Origin of the sequence: Amycolatopsis nalaikhensis (genome assembly GCF_030264295.1) — a bacterium.
Taxonomy (GTDB): domain Bacteria; phylum Actinomycetota; class Actinomycetes; order Mycobacteriales; family Pseudonocardiaceae; genus Amycolatopsis; species Amycolatopsis nalaikhensis.
Genome location: NZ_CP127173.1, coordinates 8,547,549 through 8,561,800, shown reverse-complemented (window position 1 = coordinate 8,561,800; position 14,252 = coordinate 8,547,549). Strand labels below are relative to the sequence as shown.

The 14,252-nt window shown below is 71.7% G+C and carries 14 protein-coding genes; 11 read left to right on the top strand and 3 right to left on the bottom strand.

What is annotated here, in order from left to right; genetic code table 11:
• The first annotated feature begins 3 nt into the window (after nucleotides 1-3).
• The 9 genes from QP939_RS41565 to QP939_RS41525 all read left to right on the top strand — a co-directional run bounded on the left by QP939_RS41565 (nucleotide 4) and on the right by QP939_RS41525 (nucleotide 11,168).
• On the top strand, nucleotides 4-564 hold the full coding sequence (locus QP939_RS41565; protein WP_285452121.1) for a DUF624 domain-containing protein: 561 nt from the start codon (nucleotides 4-6) through the stop codon (nucleotides 562-564).
• Complete coding sequence (locus tag QP939_RS41560) at nucleotides 561-1,685, top strand: Gfo/Idh/MocA family protein (protein ID WP_285452120.1); 1,125 nt, start codon at nucleotides 561-563, stop codon at nucleotides 1,683-1,685. Before QP939_RS41565 ends, QP939_RS41560 begins: the two co-directional genes overlap by 4 nt.
• Nucleotides 1,686-1,700: 15 nt before the next feature.
• Nucleotides 1,701-2,918 carry a Gfo/Idh/MocA family protein gene (locus QP939_RS41555; RefSeq protein ID WP_285452118.1) on the top strand — a complete coding sequence of 406 codons (1,218 nt, stop codon included), beginning with the start codon at nucleotides 1,701-1,703 and terminating at the stop codon, nucleotides 2,916-2,918.
• Nucleotides 2,915-3,841: a DUF6807 domain-containing protein gene (locus tag QP939_RS41550; protein WP_285452117.1), complete on the top strand. Its 927-nt coding sequence runs from the start codon at nucleotides 2,915-2,917 to the stop codon at nucleotides 3,839-3,841. Before QP939_RS41555 ends, QP939_RS41550 begins: the two co-directional genes overlap by 4 nt.
• 10 nt (nucleotides 3,842-3,851) lie before the next feature.
• Nucleotides 3,852-5,135 (top strand): pectate lyase family protein, encoded by a 1,284-nt coding sequence (locus QP939_RS41545; RefSeq protein WP_285452115.1) that lies wholly within the window; start codon nucleotides 3,852-3,854, stop codon nucleotides 5,133-5,135.
• 199 nt (nucleotides 5,136-5,334) lie between these two features.
• Nucleotides 5,335-6,105 carry a pectate lyase gene (locus QP939_RS41540; RefSeq protein WP_352252835.1) on the top strand — a complete coding sequence of 257 codons (771 nt, stop codon included), beginning with the start codon at nucleotides 5,335-5,337 and terminating at the stop codon, nucleotides 6,103-6,105.
• A gap of 58 nt (nucleotides 6,106-6,163) precedes the next feature.
• Nucleotides 6,164-7,177 (top strand): pectinesterase family protein, encoded by a 1,014-nt coding sequence (locus QP939_RS41535; protein ID WP_285452112.1) that lies wholly within the window; start codon nucleotides 6,164-6,166, stop codon nucleotides 7,175-7,177.
• A 105-nt stretch (nucleotides 7,178-7,282) separates the two neighbouring features.
• On the top strand, nucleotides 7,283-8,269 hold the full coding sequence (locus QP939_RS41530) for an arabinan endo-1,5-alpha-L-arabinosidase (protein ID WP_285452111.1): 987 nt from the start codon (nucleotides 7,283-7,285) through the stop codon (nucleotides 8,267-8,269).
• A gap of 25 nt (nucleotides 8,270-8,294) precedes the next feature.
• Nucleotides 8,295-11,168, top strand: a complete 2,874-nt coding sequence (locus QP939_RS41525) for a beta-galactosidase (protein ID WP_285452110.1) — start codon at nucleotides 8,295-8,297, stop codon at nucleotides 11,166-11,168.
• A 43-nt stretch (nucleotides 11,169-11,211) separates the two neighbouring features.
• Here the strand turns inward: QP939_RS41525 and QP939_RS41520 are convergent, their stop codons facing one another.
• On the bottom strand, nucleotides 11,212-12,075 hold the full coding sequence (locus QP939_RS41520) for a manganese catalase (protein WP_285452108.1): 864 nt from the start codon (nucleotides 12,073-12,075) through the stop codon (nucleotides 11,212-11,214).
• A gap of 189 nt (nucleotides 12,076-12,264) precedes the next feature.
• Here QP939_RS41520 and QP939_RS41515 point away from each other — a divergent pair, with 189 nt between their 5' ends.
• On the top strand, nucleotides 12,265-12,624 hold the full coding sequence (locus tag QP939_RS41515; protein ID WP_285452106.1) for an STAS domain-containing protein: 360 nt from the start codon (nucleotides 12,265-12,267) through the stop codon (nucleotides 12,622-12,624).
• Between the two features lie 9 nt (nucleotides 12,625-12,633).
• Here the strand turns inward: QP939_RS41515 and QP939_RS41510 are convergent, their stop codons facing one another.
• Nucleotides 12,634-12,969 (bottom strand): cupin domain-containing protein, encoded by a 336-nt coding sequence (locus tag QP939_RS41510; RefSeq protein ID WP_285452104.1) that lies wholly within the window; start codon nucleotides 12,967-12,969, stop codon nucleotides 12,634-12,636.
• 37 nt (nucleotides 12,970-13,006) lie between these two features.
• Here QP939_RS41510 and QP939_RS41505 point away from each other — a divergent pair, with 37 nt between their 5' ends.
• Nucleotides 13,007-13,615: a TetR/AcrR family transcriptional regulator gene (locus QP939_RS41505; RefSeq protein WP_285452102.1), complete on the top strand. Its 609-nt coding sequence runs from the start codon at nucleotides 13,007-13,009 to the stop codon at nucleotides 13,613-13,615.
• A 200-nt stretch (nucleotides 13,616-13,815) separates the two neighbouring features.
• Here QP939_RS41505 and QP939_RS41500 read toward each other — a convergent pair whose 3' ends face one another.
• The gene (locus tag QP939_RS41500; RefSeq protein ID WP_285452101.1) at nucleotides 13,816-14,238 is read right to left on the bottom strand and encodes a hypothetical protein; all 423 of its coding nucleotides are present in this window, start codon (nucleotides 14,236-14,238) and stop codon (nucleotides 13,816-13,818) included.
• Nucleotides 14,239-14,252: the final 14 nt, after the last annotated feature.

Sequence of the window (14,252 nt, the reverse complement as noted above, 5' to 3'; positions counted from 1 at the left end):
CGAATGCGCGCGGTGACGTGGCGGGCGGGGCTGGGGGAGTTCTCGGACTGCCTGGTGGTCGGGCTGGTGGTGGCTGTCGCGTCGATCCCGGTGGTGACGGCGGCGCCCGCGGTGGTGGCGGGGTGCCGGGCGATCGGCCGGACTCGCAGTGGTGTGGGTGGTCCACTGTGGACGACGTTCTGGGCGGACTTCCGGGCGGTGCTGCGGGGCGGGCTGGCCTTCGGTCTCGGGTGCCTCGCGGCGGGGGTTCTGCTGGCGGTGGACTTCGAGGTGGCGGGGGAGCTGCCGGGAGCGGGGCTGCTGCGGCCGGTGTTGGGAGTGCTGGGCGCGGCTGCGGTGGTGATCGCGGTGCGAACCTGCCAGGTTGTGTCTTCGGGTGAGCTGTTCTGGCGACGAGCTTTGATCACGGCTGCTAGGGCGACGGCCGCGGCACCTGCTCAAGCTGCACTTCTTGCCGCTGCCATCGGCCTCTCCGCCGTGCTCGTCTGGATGCTGCCGATCCTCGCCCTGGTCGTCGCCGGACCGCTCTGCCTCGCCGCCGTTGCTACAGGCGGGTCCCGATGATCCCCGCCGTCGTCGTCTTCGGGACCGCCGGGCATGCCCTCACCCACCTTCGCCGGGCCCGCGCCCTGCACGACCGGGGCGAGATCGTCCTCACCGGCGCCTGCGACGTCCGCGAACCCTCGGCCGAGGCCCGCGCCCTCCTCCCCGCCCACGCCGACATCACCCGCGACCCCGCCGATCTCCTGGACGGCGCCGACATCGCCGTGATCGCCACCCCGCCCCACACCCACCTGCCCCTGGCCCGCCAAGCCATGAACGCCGACTGCCACCTGCTCCTCGAGAAACCGCCCGTGCTCGACCTGGTCGCCTTCGACGAACTCACCGAACTCGCCCGAACCCGCGGCCTCGCCTGCCAAACCGGCTTCCAGAGCTTCGGCTCGGCGGCCGTCCCGCTCATCGGAGACACCGTCGAACGCGGCGAAATCGGGACCGTCACCGGGATCGCCGCCGCCGGGGCGTGGATCCGGCGGGACCGGTACTTCGGGCGCGCCGAATGGGCGGGCCGCCGCCGCGTCCGCGGCCAGCCCGTCGTCGACGGTGCCCTCACCAACCCCTTCGCGCACGCCGTGGCGACCGCTCTCCTCCTGAACGGCACCGCGGCCACCCTCCCGGACCGGATCACCGTCGAGCTGTACCGCGCCCGCGACATCGAAGCCGACGACACCGCGTGCGCCCGCCTGAGCTTCGAAGGCGCGCCGGACGTCGTCGCCGCGGCCACGCTCGCCGCCGAGGCCGACCACCAGCCCTACGTGCTCGTCCACGGCACCGACGGCCGCATCCGGTGGGACTACAAGACCGACCTCGTCGAGGTCCGCGGCGAACCGGTGACCGCGGGCCCGCCCGAGGACCTGCTCGTCAACCTCGTCGGCCACCTCCGCGACGCCGTCCCGCTGCGGGCGCCGCTGTCCGCGACGCGCGCCTTCACCGCCCTGGTCGAGGCCGTGCGGGACGCGCCCGACCCGCGCCCGCTCCCCGCGGACCGGGTCGAAATCACGGGCGCCGGGCCCGAGCGGCACTTCGTCGTGCCGGGCATCGACGCCGCCGTCGACACCGCCGCCGAGCGGCTCGCCCTCTTCTCCGAACTCGCCCTGCCCTGGACCGGCGCCGGTGCGCGCGCCTGACGCGGAAGTGAGGTGATGGCGGTGCGCCGCCACGCGATCGTCGGCCTCGGCTCGCGGGCCCAGCTCTTCGCCCGTGCCCTGCACGGCTCGCCGCGGGCCGAGCTCGCGGCCTTCTGCGACACCAACGAGACCCGCATGCGCGTCCACAACGACTGGCTCGGCACCCGCGTGCCCGCCTACCGCGCGGCCGACTTCACCGCGATGCTGGTGAAGGAACGCGTCGACGTCGTCGTGGTCTGCACCCCGGACCACACCCATGCGGACTACGTCGTCGCCGCGCTGGAGGCGGGCTGCGACGTCGTCACCGAGAAGCCCATGACGACCGACGTCGACGGTGCCCGGCGCATCCTGGCCGCCCGCCGCGAGACCGGACGCTCGGTGCGCGTCGCCTTCAACTACCGGTACAACCCCGTCCACCGGCGCGTGCGGGAACTCCTCGCGGCGGGCGCGATCGGCGAGATCGGGTCGGTCGAGTTCAGCTGGCTGCTCGACACCGTCCACGGCGCCGACTACTTCCGGCGCTGGCACCGCGAGAAAGCCAACTCCGGCGGCCTGCTCGTGCACAAGTCGGGCCACCACTTCGACCTGGTCGACTGGTGGCTCGACAGCGGTCCCGAGACGGTGTTCGCCCTCGGCAGGCTGTTCTTCTACGGCGAGGAGCACGGCTCCGCCGACGACCGCTTCGCACTGGACCTCGTGGCCTCGCCCAGGCTGCGCGCGCTCTATCACGACGCAGCGCACGAAGACGGCTACGTCCGGAACCAGGACGTCTTCGCCCCCGGTGCGACCATCGAGGACGACATGTCCGTGCTCGTGCGGTTCCGCGGCGGCGTGGTGCTGAACTACCACCTGCACGCCTACTCCCCGCGCGAGGGCTACCGCGTCGCGTTCTCCGGCAGCGAAGGACGGCTGGAACTCGACGTCCGGGAGAACGAGTTCGCGGCCGGGGCGGCGAACAACGAGCCCGGCCGCGCGCGGCTCACCCTGCAGCGGCACTGGGCGCCGTTCGAAGTCGTGCTCGACGACGTCGTGGGGGCGGGCCACGGCGGCGGGGACGAACGCATGCTCGCCGAGCTGCTCGGCGACGCCGAACCCGATCCGCTCGGCTGCGCGGCCGACCACGACGCCGGGTTGAAGGCGCTGCTCACCGGATTGGCCGCCAACCGGTCGCTGGCGACCGGCCGTCCCGTGTCCGTCGACGAGCTGCTCGGGGAGATCGGGGAACCGGCGTGAGCCGGGCGGCGGTGGGGGACGGAACCTTGGAGCTGGCCGAAGAAGACGACGGCCGGGTGCGCGTCCACCTCGGCGACGTCGTGCTGGCCGAGTACGTGGTGACGCCGCCGACCCCGGCCGGGGATTCGCCGAAGCCGTACCTGCACCCGGTGCGCACCACCGCCGGCGAGACCGTGACCGCGGTCCGGCCGCACGACCACACCTGGCACAACGGCCTGCAGTTCACCATGGCCCACCTGTCGGGGGAGAACTTCTGGGGCGGCCGGACGTATGTGCGCGGCCGCGGCTACACCCCGCTCGACAACAACGGCACCGTCGGGCACGTCGGCTGGGAAAGCATCGTCTGCGCGGCCGGGCACTGCGAACTGCGCCACGAACTGGCCTGGCGCACCGCGGCCGGGCGGCGGTGGCTCAGCGAGCACCGCACGCTGCGCTTCGGCGACGTCTCGGTCGACGGCGGGCACTGGACGCTGACCTGGTCGAGCCGCCTGCGCAACACCAGCGGCCGCGAGCTGCGCTGGGGGAGCCCGGTCACCGAAGGCCGCGACACCGCGGGCTACGGCGGGTTGTTCTGGCGCGGTCCGCGCTCGTTCGTCGGCGGCACGGTCCGGACGCCGGACGACCGGCCCGCGGCGGCTGCGATGGGTCACCGGGCGCCGTGGCTCGCCTTCACCGGGCGGCACGACGAAAGCCTGCGCAGCTCGACCCTGCTCTTCGCCGACAGCCCGGCCAATCGCGGTTTCCCGACGGCCTGGTACGTGCGCGCCGAGCCGTTCCCGGTGGTCAGCTTCGCCGCGACCTACCACCGGCCGTGGCTGCTCGAACCGGGCGAAGAACTCACCTTGACCCACCACGTCGTCGTCATCGACGGCGATCCGGACACCGCCAAGCTGTCCGAGCTCGCGGCCCGGGCGGCCGGATGAAGGAGCTGACATGCGCTGGAAGGCTTTCGCGGGGTGCCTGGCCCTGCTCGCCCTGACGCTGACCGCGGCACCCGCGTCGGCGCACGGGCGCGACCCCGGCCGGGTCGTGCTCGGCCCGCGGGACGGCTGGGCCGCGGCGACCACCGGGACGACCGGAGGTGCGGCCGCCGCGCGTGCCGACGTCCACACAGTCACCAAACGCTCGGAGCTCGCCGCCGCGCTGGCCGCGCACCCGGGCGCGCCGAAGATCATCTACGTCCGCGGCACGATCGAGGGCAACGTCGACGCCCGGGACCGGCCGATGAGCTGCGCCGACTTCGCCGACCCCGGCTACAGCCTGCCCGCCTACCTGGCGGCCTACGACCCGGCGACCTGGGGCAAGGTCGAGCCGTCGGGACCGCTGGAGGAGGCACGGGCGCGCTCGCAGGCCAACCAGGCCGCGCAGGTGGTGCTCGACGTCGGTCCGGACACCACGATCGTCGGCCTCGGCGCGGCCACCCTGCACGGGCTCACCCTGCGCGTCACCGGGGACAACGTGATCCTCCGGAACCTGGTCTTCGCCGACGCGCACGACTGCTTCCCGCAGTGGGACCCGCTCGACGGCGCCGACGGCAACTGGAACTCCGAGTACGACAACCTCGACCTCGTCGGCGCGACGCACGTCTGGGTCGACCACAACGAGTTCAGCGACGGCGGCAACACCAGCCAGCCCAAGTACTTCGGCCGGAAGTACGAAGTCCACGACGGACTCTTGGACATCGTCAACGGCTCGGACCTCGTGACGGTGTCCTACAACCGCCTGCACGACCACGACAAGACCATGCTGATCGGCAACACCGACAAGCCCACCTACGACGTCGGGAAGCTGCGGGTTTCCGTGCACCACAACCTCTTCTCGGAGATCGGCCAGCGCGCGCCACGCGTGCGGTACGGGCAGGTGCACGTGTACGACAACCTGTACGCGGTCCGGGATCCGGCCGCCTACACGTATTCGATCGGCGTCGGCGTCGAATCGCGGATCTACGCGGAGAACAACTTCTTCCGGCTCCCCGCCGCGGTGCCGCTGGGCGCGCTGGTCGAGTACTGGAAGGGGACGGTGCTGCACGCGACCGGAACTCTCGCCGTCACGGGCTCGTCGTGGCCGCGGCCGGTCGACCTGCTGGCCGAGTACAACGCGGCCAACGACCCGGACCTCGGGCCCGACGTCGGCTGGACCCCGGTGCTGGTGGACCGGCTCGACCCGGCGTGGGAAGTCCCCGCGCGGGTGCTGTCCGGCGCCGGTCCCGGTCGGTAGGGGATTCGGTTTTCTGAAAACGCCGCCCGGCGGCGACCATCCGGGCGACTTGCCCGGCGCTGCGGCGAACGACATTGACACAGACTGTCCGCAACCCGAAACTCGGTGACGAGAAAGCGCTTTCACAACCCGGTCGGACGTTTCCCGGCAACGCCGATTGACCGACGAGACCAGGGAGTGGTGCATGATTCCCCCAGTGATTTCCCGGGCCACCCGCGTGGTGGCCGTGGCCGCGCTCGCCGTTTCGGCGGCGGTCGGCACCGGCGCGACCGCGTCGGCCGCATCGTGGCCGAACCCGAGCACAAGCGTGCCGGTCGGCGCGACCATCAAGGTCACCAGCGGCACCTACGACGGCGGGCTCAAGCGGTTCTACGGCACCGGCGACCTCGGCACCGGCGGCCAGGACGAGGACCAGGGCCCGATCTTCGAGCTCGCCAACGGCACGACGCTGAAGAACGTCGTGCTGGGCAACCCGGCCGCCGACGGCGTGCACTGCCTCGGAACGTGCACGCTGCTCAACGTCTGGTGGGAAGACGTCGGCGAGGACGCCGCCACCTTCAAGGGCACGTCCGCCTCGCAGACGATGACCATCGACGGCGGCGGGGCGCGCAAGGCGTCGGACAAGGTCTTCCAGCACAACGGCCCCGGCACCATGTACATCCGCAATTTCCAGGTGAACGACTTCGGCAAGCTGTACCGCTCCTGCGGCAACTGCAAGACGCAGTACAAGCGGAACGTCGTCGTCGACAACGTCACGGCCACCGTGCCCGGCAAGGCGCTGGTCGGCATCAACACCAACTACGGCGACACCGCGAGGCTGACCCGGATCACCATCGTCGGCGACACGAGCCGCAAGATCGAGCCCTGCCAGAAGTACCAGGGCGTCACCAGCGGCGAGCCGACGAAGATCGGCAGCGGCCCGGACTCGACGAACTGCCTGTACACGACCGCGAACATCACCTACCAGTGAGCCCCGGGCGCGGGGGCGCCGGCCGCCGTCCGGCGCCCCGTCCCGGCCAGGAGGTGCCATGCTGAAGACTCTGCTCCTCACCGCGCTCGCCGCCGCCTCGCTGACCGCTCCGGCGGCCGCGGCCGTCAACGTCGTCGTCGCGAAGGACGGCACCGGGAACTTCAAGACCGTCCAGGCCGGGATCGACGCGGTTTCCGCGGGTGGCACGGTCTCCGTGAAGCCCGGGGCCTACCACGAGGTGATCTCCGTCCCGGCGAGCAAGACCGGAATGACGTTGCGCGGCACCACGGGCAAGGCGTCCGACGTCGTCGTGGACTACGACAACGCCAGCGGGACGAAGAAGCCCGACGGCTCGACGTACGGAACCTCCGGCAGTGCCACCGCGACGATCGCGGCGAACGGCTTCACCGCGAGCGCGCTGACGTTCCGGAACTCCTTCGATCGCAACGCCCACCCCGAGATCACCGCCACCCAGGCGGTCGCGGTCAAGACGACGGGTGACCGGATGGTCTTCGACAACGTCACGTTCCTCGGGCACCAGGACACGCTGTACGCCGACACGGCGGCGGTGGGCACCGTGGGGCGGCAGTACTACCGGAACTGCTCGATCAGCGGGGACGTCGACTTCCTGTTCGGCCGGGCCACCGCGGTGTTCGACCGGGCGACGATCACCGCGCTCGACCGCGGGTCGAGCACGAACAACGGCTACCTCACGGCGGCGAGCACGCGCCGGAGCAACCCGTACGGCTTCTTGATCGTGGGCAGCACGGTGCTCAGCTCGGCGGCGCCGGCGAGCTTTCACCTGGGGCGACCGTGGCATCCCGGCGGCGACGTCGACGCGATCGCGCAGGTCGTCGTCCGCGAGACGAGCCTGCCCGCGGCGATCAAGCCCGCGCCGTGGACGGACATGTCCGGCTTCTCGTGGAAGGACGCCCGGTTCTTCGAGTACCGCGACACCGGTCCCGGCGCGGGGACCGGGGCCGACCGGCCGCAGCTGACCGCCGCGCAGGCCGCGACCTTCACGGCCCAGCGGTACCTCGCGGGCGGGGACGGCTGGAACCCCGTGCACTGACGGCCGGGGAAAACCCGCCGGGCGGCCCTTGACGGGCGGCGTTCGAACGGGAACATTGTTAGCGCTAACAGAACGTCCGGGATCAGCGTCGAACCGAGGACAGCCATGAAACCGCACCGCCTGCTCGCCGTCGCCGCCGTGGCCGCCGCCCTGCTGAGCGCGCCCGCCGCCCAGGCCGCGGACTACCCGAACCCCGGTTACGTCACCGGCGACATCGAGGCGGTGCACGACCCGTCGATGATCCGCGCGGCCGACGGCAGCTACCTGCTGTACTCCACCGACCAGTACCTGCAGGTCCGCCGCTCGACCGACCGGATCCACTTCACGAAGATCGGCTCGGTGTGGCCGAACGGCGCGCCGTGGACCGCGCCGTTCACCGACCCGGCCCACCCGGGGTACCTGTGGGCGCCGGACATCTCGTTCCACAACGGCAGGTACTACCTGTACTACGCCGCTTCGACGCTCGGCTCCCGCAACTCGGCGATCTTCCTGGCCACCAGCCCGACCGGGCTGCCCGGCAGCTGGACCAACCAGGGCATCGTCGTGCAGACGAGCACCAGCAACGACTACAACGCCATCGACCCGAACCTGTTCGTCGACTCCTCGGGCCGCTGGTGGCTGAGCTTCGGCTCGTGGTGGACGGGCATCAAGCTGATCCGGCTCGACCCGGCCACCGGAAAGCGCAGCACCACCGACACCGCGTTGCGGAGCATCGCCCAGCGCACGGGCAGCACGACCGCGGAGGAAGCGCCGTACATCGTCCAGCACGGCGGCTACTACTACCTGTTCGTCTCGTGGGACCTGTGCTGTCAGGGCACGAAGAGCACCTACCGGGTGATGGTCGGCCGCTCGACGTCGATCACCGGGCCGTACACCGACCGCACCGGCGTCCGGCTGACCTCGGGCGGCGGCACGCAGATCCTGGCGAGCCACGGCGACGTCCACGGGCCCGGCCACGTCGCGGTGCTCCACGACTCGGACGCCGACGTGCTCGTCTACCACTACTACTACTCGGACGCGACGCCGCTGACCGGGAAGCTCGGCATCAACCTCATCGGCTACGACAGCGCGGGCTGGCCGTACGTCTACTGAAACCCCAACCGGTAAGGGAAAACCGATGCGCCGAGTCCTCACCGCGGTGGCCGCCCTGCTCGTCGCGGCCGGGTTGTGTGCCGCGCCGGCGGCGACCGCCGAGCCGCCGAAGCACCAGGTCACGTTCGACAAGTATTCGCTCATGCTGGACGGCCGCCGCCAGGTCGTCTGGTCGGGCGAGTTCCACCCGTTCCGGCTGCCCAGCCCGGACCTCTGGCGCGACGTGCTGCAGAAGATGAAGGCCACCGGCTACACGGCGGTCTCGATCTACTTCGACTGGAACTACCACTCGCCGGCGCCGGGCGTCTACGACTTCACCGGCGTACGCGACATGGACCGGGTGCTCGACCTCGCCGCCGAAGCCGGGCTGTATGTCATCGCGCGGCCCGGCCCCTACATCAACGCCGAGGTCACCGGCGGCGGGTTCCCCGCCTGGCTGAGCACGCAGGCCGGACGCGCCCGCGGCGACGCGCCGGACTACCTCGCGGCCGCCGACGAGTGGCTGACGCGGATCGACCGGATCATCGGGCGGCACCAGTACACCGACGGCCGCGGCCCGGTGATCCTGTACCAGATCGAGAACGAGCTGGCGGCCACCGGGACGGCGCAGCGCAACTACGTCGCGCACCTCTACGACAAGGTGCGCGCCGACGGCATCGACGTGCCGGTGTTCCACAACGACAAGGGCCGCAACGGGATCTGGGTGCCCGCGGACTCCGGCGTGCCCGGGACCGTGCCGGGCAAGGTCGACCTCTATGCCTTCGACGGCTACCCCGGCGGCACCTGCCGGACGGACGCGACACCGGGCAGCCCGAACGCGGCGCCGGACTGGGGCACCTACGGGCCGGGTGGCGCGAAGGGCGGCGCGAGCGCGTCGCCGAACACCCCGGGGTTCGTCGCGGAGTTCGGCGGCGGCTGGTTCGACTACTGGGGTAGCAACGGCACCTACCCGTGCACCGCCGTCCGGCAGGGGCCGGGTTACGAGCGCGTGTTCTACGGCACCAACCTGGCGAACGGCCTGACGCTCCAGAACTTCTACATGACGTTCGGCGGGACGTCGTGGGGCTGGCTGCCCGCCCCGGTCGTGTACTCGTCGTACGACTACGGCGCGGCGATCGACGAAGGCCGTCAGCTGCGGCCCAAGGCGCTGACGATGAAGGAGCTGGGCTACTTCCTCGCGGCCGTGCCCGATGTGGCCAAAATGGACCGCGCGGCGCCGGTGACGCCGTCGTCGGCGGCGGTGAAGGTGTACCACAACGTCAACCCGGACACCGGTGTTCATTTGTATGTGCCGATGCACTCACCGTCCACTGTGGTCACCGACGACACGTTCACGTTCCCGCTGTTCACACCGGACGGTGACTACACGGTGCCGCTGCGGCTGGCCGGGCAGGACGCCAAGCAGCTGGTGGCGAACTTCGACGTCGCGGGCCAGCACCTGGTGTACTCGACGTCGGAGCTGATGGCCCAGGCCGCCGGGGCCGTGCTGCTGCACGGCAGGCCGGGCGAGGACGGCGAGACGGTGCTCCGGTACGCGACGCGCCCGCGGGTGGACGTCCTCGCCGGGAACGTCACCGCCACCTGGACCGGGAACGACCTGAAACTCGGCTACCGGCACGACGGGCTGGCCCGGGTCCGGATCAGCGGCGGCGGCCGCCCGGCCGTCACGCTGCTGCTCGCCGACGACGCCACCGCCGACACGTTCTGGCTGGCTTCGGGTCTGCTCGTGCGTGGGCCGGACCTGGTGCGGACCGCGCAAGGGTCGTCGTTGACCGGCGACACCAAGGGGTCGAGGGACCTCGAAGTGTGGGGCGCCCGCGGCCCGGTGATGCGCTGGAACGGCACGGCGGTGCCGATGCGGCCGACGGCTTCCGGCAGCCTGCTCGCGCTCCGGCCGTTGCCGGGCCCCGCCGACCCGCGGCTGCCCGCGCTCACCGGCTGGCGCTCCGCCCCCGGCTCCCCGGAAGCGGACCCGGGTTACGACGACTCGGCGTGGACGGCCGCGGACCACACGACCACGAACAGCACCACCCCGCCGCCGTCCGGCCAGCCGGTCCTGACCGCGGACGACTACGGCTTCGGCGTCGGCGACGTCTGGTACCGCGGGCGGTTCAGCGGCACGCCGGGGGAGCAGGTCAGCCTGCGCTACGGCGGTGGCGGCGCCGGGATGGTCCAGGCGTGGCTCGACGGGCAGTACCTCGGCCAGGACGTCCTGCCGTCGGCGCTGGCCGCACCGCCGACGACCGGCACGGCGACGTTCCCGGTGCCGCCCGCCCTGCGCGGCGAAGGACCGCACGTGCTGTCGGTGATGGTGCGGAACGACGGCCACAACGAGGACGGCGGCGTCAACGACGCGCACAAGGAGGGACGCGGGCTGATCTCGACGTCACTGCCGGGCGTGGTGTGGAAGATCCAGGGCGGGACGGCCGACCCCGTGCGCGGGCCGCTGAACAACGGAGGCCTGGCGGGCGAGCGAGCGGGCTGGCACCTGCCCGGCTTCCCGGACCGCGGCTGGGCTCCGGCAGAAGTGCCGTCGGCGACCGCCGCGCCGGGGACGACGTGGTACCGCACGACGTTCGACCTGCGGGTGCCGGCCGGACAGGACACCTCGATCGGGCTGACGCTCGGCGACCCGGCGAAGCCCCGGTCGGGTGGCCGGTACCGGGTGCTGATCTTCCTCAACGGCTGGAACGTCGGCCAGTACGTCGCGGATGTGGGGCCGCAGCACACGTTCGCGTTGCCGACCGGGGTCCTGGACGCCCACGGCCGCAACACGCTGGCGTTGGCGGTGACGAGCGACGGCGGCGAGGGCAACGGGCTGGAACGGGTCGCGCTCACCGACCTGGGTTCGGCGCGGGGCGGGGTGCCGGTGCGGCCGGTGGCGTCGCCCGGCTGGTAGTGCGGCGCGGGCCCGGTGCGTCGCACACACCGGGCCCGTGCCGTCACTTGGCCTTGTTCTTGGCCTGCTTGGCCTTTCCCTTGAGGGTGCCCTTGGCGTCCTGCAGCGGGGCGTAGGTGCCGTAGAGCGCCGGGTCGGGCTTGGGCGCGGTGCCGGGTCCGCCGAGCGGCTTGGGGTCGGTGAGGTATTCGATGCCCGCCTCGGTGGTCCAGCCGCCGCGGGGGCCGTCGGGTCCGTCGGACAGACCCCAGATCGTGTTGTTGTGGGTCTGGTCTTCTTCGTCGAGCAACGCGTTCGGCGCGATTTCGCCCTCGAGGCCGTCGGCTTCGAGCTCCTCGATCGCGGCGAGCCACTGCCGCTGGTGCACCGTGTCGCGGGCGAGGTTGAACTGCAGCATCGCCTTGACGCCGGGGTCGTCGGTCATGTTGTAGAGCCGTGCGGTCTGCAGCCGGCCCTGCGCTTCGGCGGCGGCGTTCGCGCGGAAGTCGGCCAGGAGGTTGCCGGAGGCGATGATGTACTTGCCGTTCCAGGGCGTGCCGTTGCTGTCGGCGGGGAGCGCGCCACCGCCGGCCACGATGGCCTGCTGGACGTCCATGCCGCCGATCATCGCGGCCATCACGGGGTCCTTGACGGCTTCGGCGGTGGCTGTCGCCGGAGCGCCTTCCAGCAGCCGGGCGACCATGGTGGCGAGCATCTCGACGTGCCCGATCTCCTCGGTCGCGGTGTCCATGATGAGGTCCTTGTACTTGCCTTCGATCCGGCAGTTCCAGCCCTGGAACAGGTATTGCATGGTGACGGTCATTTCGCCGAAGGCGCCGCCGATGAGTTCTTGGAGCTTGTGGGCGTAGACGGGGTCGGGCTTTTCGGGTTTGGCTTCGAACTGCAGGAGCTTGGTGTGACGGAACACGCGCGGTGCCCCCTTCGTCAGCGCCGTGGTTCCCGGGGTGGAACCGGTGGCCGGGTCCAGCGCATTCCCGGGCACCGGGGGGATAACCCCGGAAATCGGGATTTCCCGGACAGGGCACGGGTTTGGCGGCGGCGCGAAGCGGGTAGGAGTCGATCACGGACGTACGCGCGTGGAAGGGAGAAGCCTCGGATGAGTGAGCTGTCCGCCCTGCTGCTGACGGTGACGACCGCGGAGCCCCGGCCGGGCACGGCCAAGGTGACCGTGACGGGCGAGATCGACATGACCACGCGGCCCCGGCTCGAAGAGGAGCTGGACCGGGTCTTGGAAACAGCGCCGCGGCGAGTAGTGGTGGATCTGCTCGGCGTCGGTTTCTGCGGCGTGACGGGCGTGGCGGCGCTCGGCCGCTTGCGAGCGCGCTGCGCGGACGCGGGGATCGAGCTGGTGCTGAAGCCATCCCACGTCGTGCGGCGCGCATTGGACCTCGCGGCGGTGGGTTCGCTGTTCCGGCTCGAGGGGCGTGAGGCGGAGGAGCGGCTGGTCGCGCGCTGAGGGCTGGGTTCATTCGGGGCCGAGTGCGGCGCCCGCGACGGCGCCGCCGGGTTCCTTCAGCTCGACGAAAATCGAGTGCGTCGGCGTGGTGCCGACGTTCTCCCCGGAGTGCTCCTGGGCGGAGAGCCAGCGCACCTGTCCGGCGGGCAGGTCGACGCGCACCTCACGGCCACCGGCGGAGATGCGGCGGCTGAAGGAGCTGATCGTGACCATGACGGAGTCCGGGTGCCGGTGCGGCGCCGTGCGGTCGCCCGGGCGGTCCAGGTACTCGAGGACGCGCACCCGCTCGTTTTCGAAGACGACCCGGTAGAGGTCCGGGTTCGTGTCGGCTGGATCAGCGGTCATGGCCGCCTCCTTCGTGGGACGTGAGTACCATGATGGCATGGAGGTGCCATATGAGTCCACGGGCAGAAGCAGGCAGAAGGGCCGGACGAAGACGGCGCTGGTGACGGCCGCGCACGCGTTGCTCGCGGAGGGCCGCTCCCCGACGGTGGAGGACGCGGCCGAGGCGGCGGGGATTTCCCGCACCACGGCGTACCGGTACTTCCCGAACCAGCGCGAGCTGCTGCTGGCGGCGTACCCCGAGATCCAGGACGACGCGAGCTTGCTGCCGGTCGACGCGCCCGACGATCCGGTCGCGCGCCTGGACTTGGTGATGCGGGAGTTCATCGGCTTCACGCGGCGGTGGGAGCCGCAGTTGCGCGCTCAGCTGAGGTTGTCGCTGGAGCCGGGGTCGAGTCGGCCGGTGCTGCGGCGGGGGCGGGCCGTGCGGTGGATCGAGGAGGCGCTGGAGCCGCTGGCCGCAACGCATCCGGGGATCGACGTGCACGGTCTCGCGGTCGCGATCCGGTCGGCGACGGGCATCGAGTCGTTGGTGTGGCTGGTGGACATCGGCGGGCTGGATCGCGACCGGGCGGCGGAGGTGCTGGCCGGTTCGGCGCGGGCGATCCTGCGGGCGGCTTTGGACGCGGAGTCGGCTGAGCCTGGGTGACGTGATCGGTCGCCCGCGAGGGGGCACGCGCGGATGCCGCGCGGCCGGGGTCCGGGTGGCGCTCGGCCGGGGTCGCGAGCGGGTCGAACCAGCCCGGCGCCGCGCTCCGTGCGGGCGGCCCTCGACCGCGGACCGGGCCCCGGCTGAGCTGATGCCGCGCCGAGACCTACCCCGCCAGCCGCCGCCCCGCAACCCCCGGGTCAGCTGATCGGGACCGTCGCCGTGCAGGTCGCCGTGCCGCTGTCGAACGTCGTCGATGCCGTGCCGCGAGCCGTCATCGGGATCGTCAGGCCCGTCGGAAACGCCTCTGCCTGCTCGCCGTTCGTCGCCGCGCTCAACCTCGTGTAGATCGTGCGCGTCGTAACCCCTTCGCGGTACGAAATGCGCATCAGCCGCGTTCCCGAGTCGCCGATGTACGGCCCCGACGTCGTGATCGCCCCGATCGGGCGGTGGTAGCCGCCGGAGGTTTCGTAGCGCAGTGTGAACGTGCCGCCGAAGTCGCCGTCGTGGCACGTGCTCGTGACCTGCTTGATCGTCGCCGCGTCGGCGGGCGCCGCCAGCAGCGTCGTCCCGGCCAGCGCCAGCGCCAGTGCCGTCAGCCCGGCGCGCACCGCAGTCTTCATGGGTCCTCCCAGTC

Bases quoted from the DNA above. Each gene is read 5' to 3' on its own strand.
- QP939_RS41565 (WP_285452121.1), top strand. From the start codon at position 4: ATGCGCGCGGTGACGTGGCGGGCGGGGCTGGGGGAGTTCTCGGACTGC.
- QP939_RS41530 (WP_285452111.1), top strand. From the start codon at position 7,283: ATGAAACCGCACCGCCTGCTCGCCGTCGCCGCCGTGGCCGCCGCCCTG.
- QP939_RS41500 (WP_285452101.1), bottom strand. From the start codon at position 14,238: ATGAAGACTGCGGTGCGCGCCGGGCTGACGGCACTGGCGCTGGCGCTG.
- QP939_RS41535 (WP_285452112.1), top strand. From the start codon at position 6,164: ATGCTGAAGACTCTGCTCCTCACCGCGCTCGCCGCCGCCTCGCTGACC.
- QP939_RS41560 (WP_285452120.1), top strand. From the start codon at position 561: ATGATCCCCGCCGTCGTCGTCTTCGGGACCGCCGGGCATGCCCTCACC.
- QP939_RS41510 (WP_285452104.1), bottom strand. From the start codon at position 12,969: ATGACCGCTGATCCAGCCGACACGAACCCGGACCTCTACCGGGTCGTC.
- QP939_RS41505 (WP_285452102.1), top strand. From the start codon at position 13,007: ATGGAGGTGCCATATGAGTCCACGGGCAGAAGCAGGCAGAAGGGCCGG.
- QP939_RS41525 (WP_285452110.1), top strand. From the start codon at position 8,295: ATGCGCCGAGTCCTCACCGCGGTGGCCGCCCTGCTCGTCGCGGCCGGG.
- QP939_RS41545 (WP_285452115.1), top strand. From the start codon at position 3,852: ATGCGCTGGAAGGCTTTCGCGGGGTGCCTGGCCCTGCTCGCCCTGACG.
- QP939_RS41515 (WP_285452106.1), top strand. From the start codon at position 12,265: ATGAGTGAGCTGTCCGCCCTGCTGCTGACGGTGACGACCGCGGAGCCC.
- QP939_RS41555 (WP_285452118.1), top strand. From the start codon at position 1,701: ATGGCGGTGCGCCGCCACGCGATCGTCGGCCTCGGCTCGCGGGCCCAG.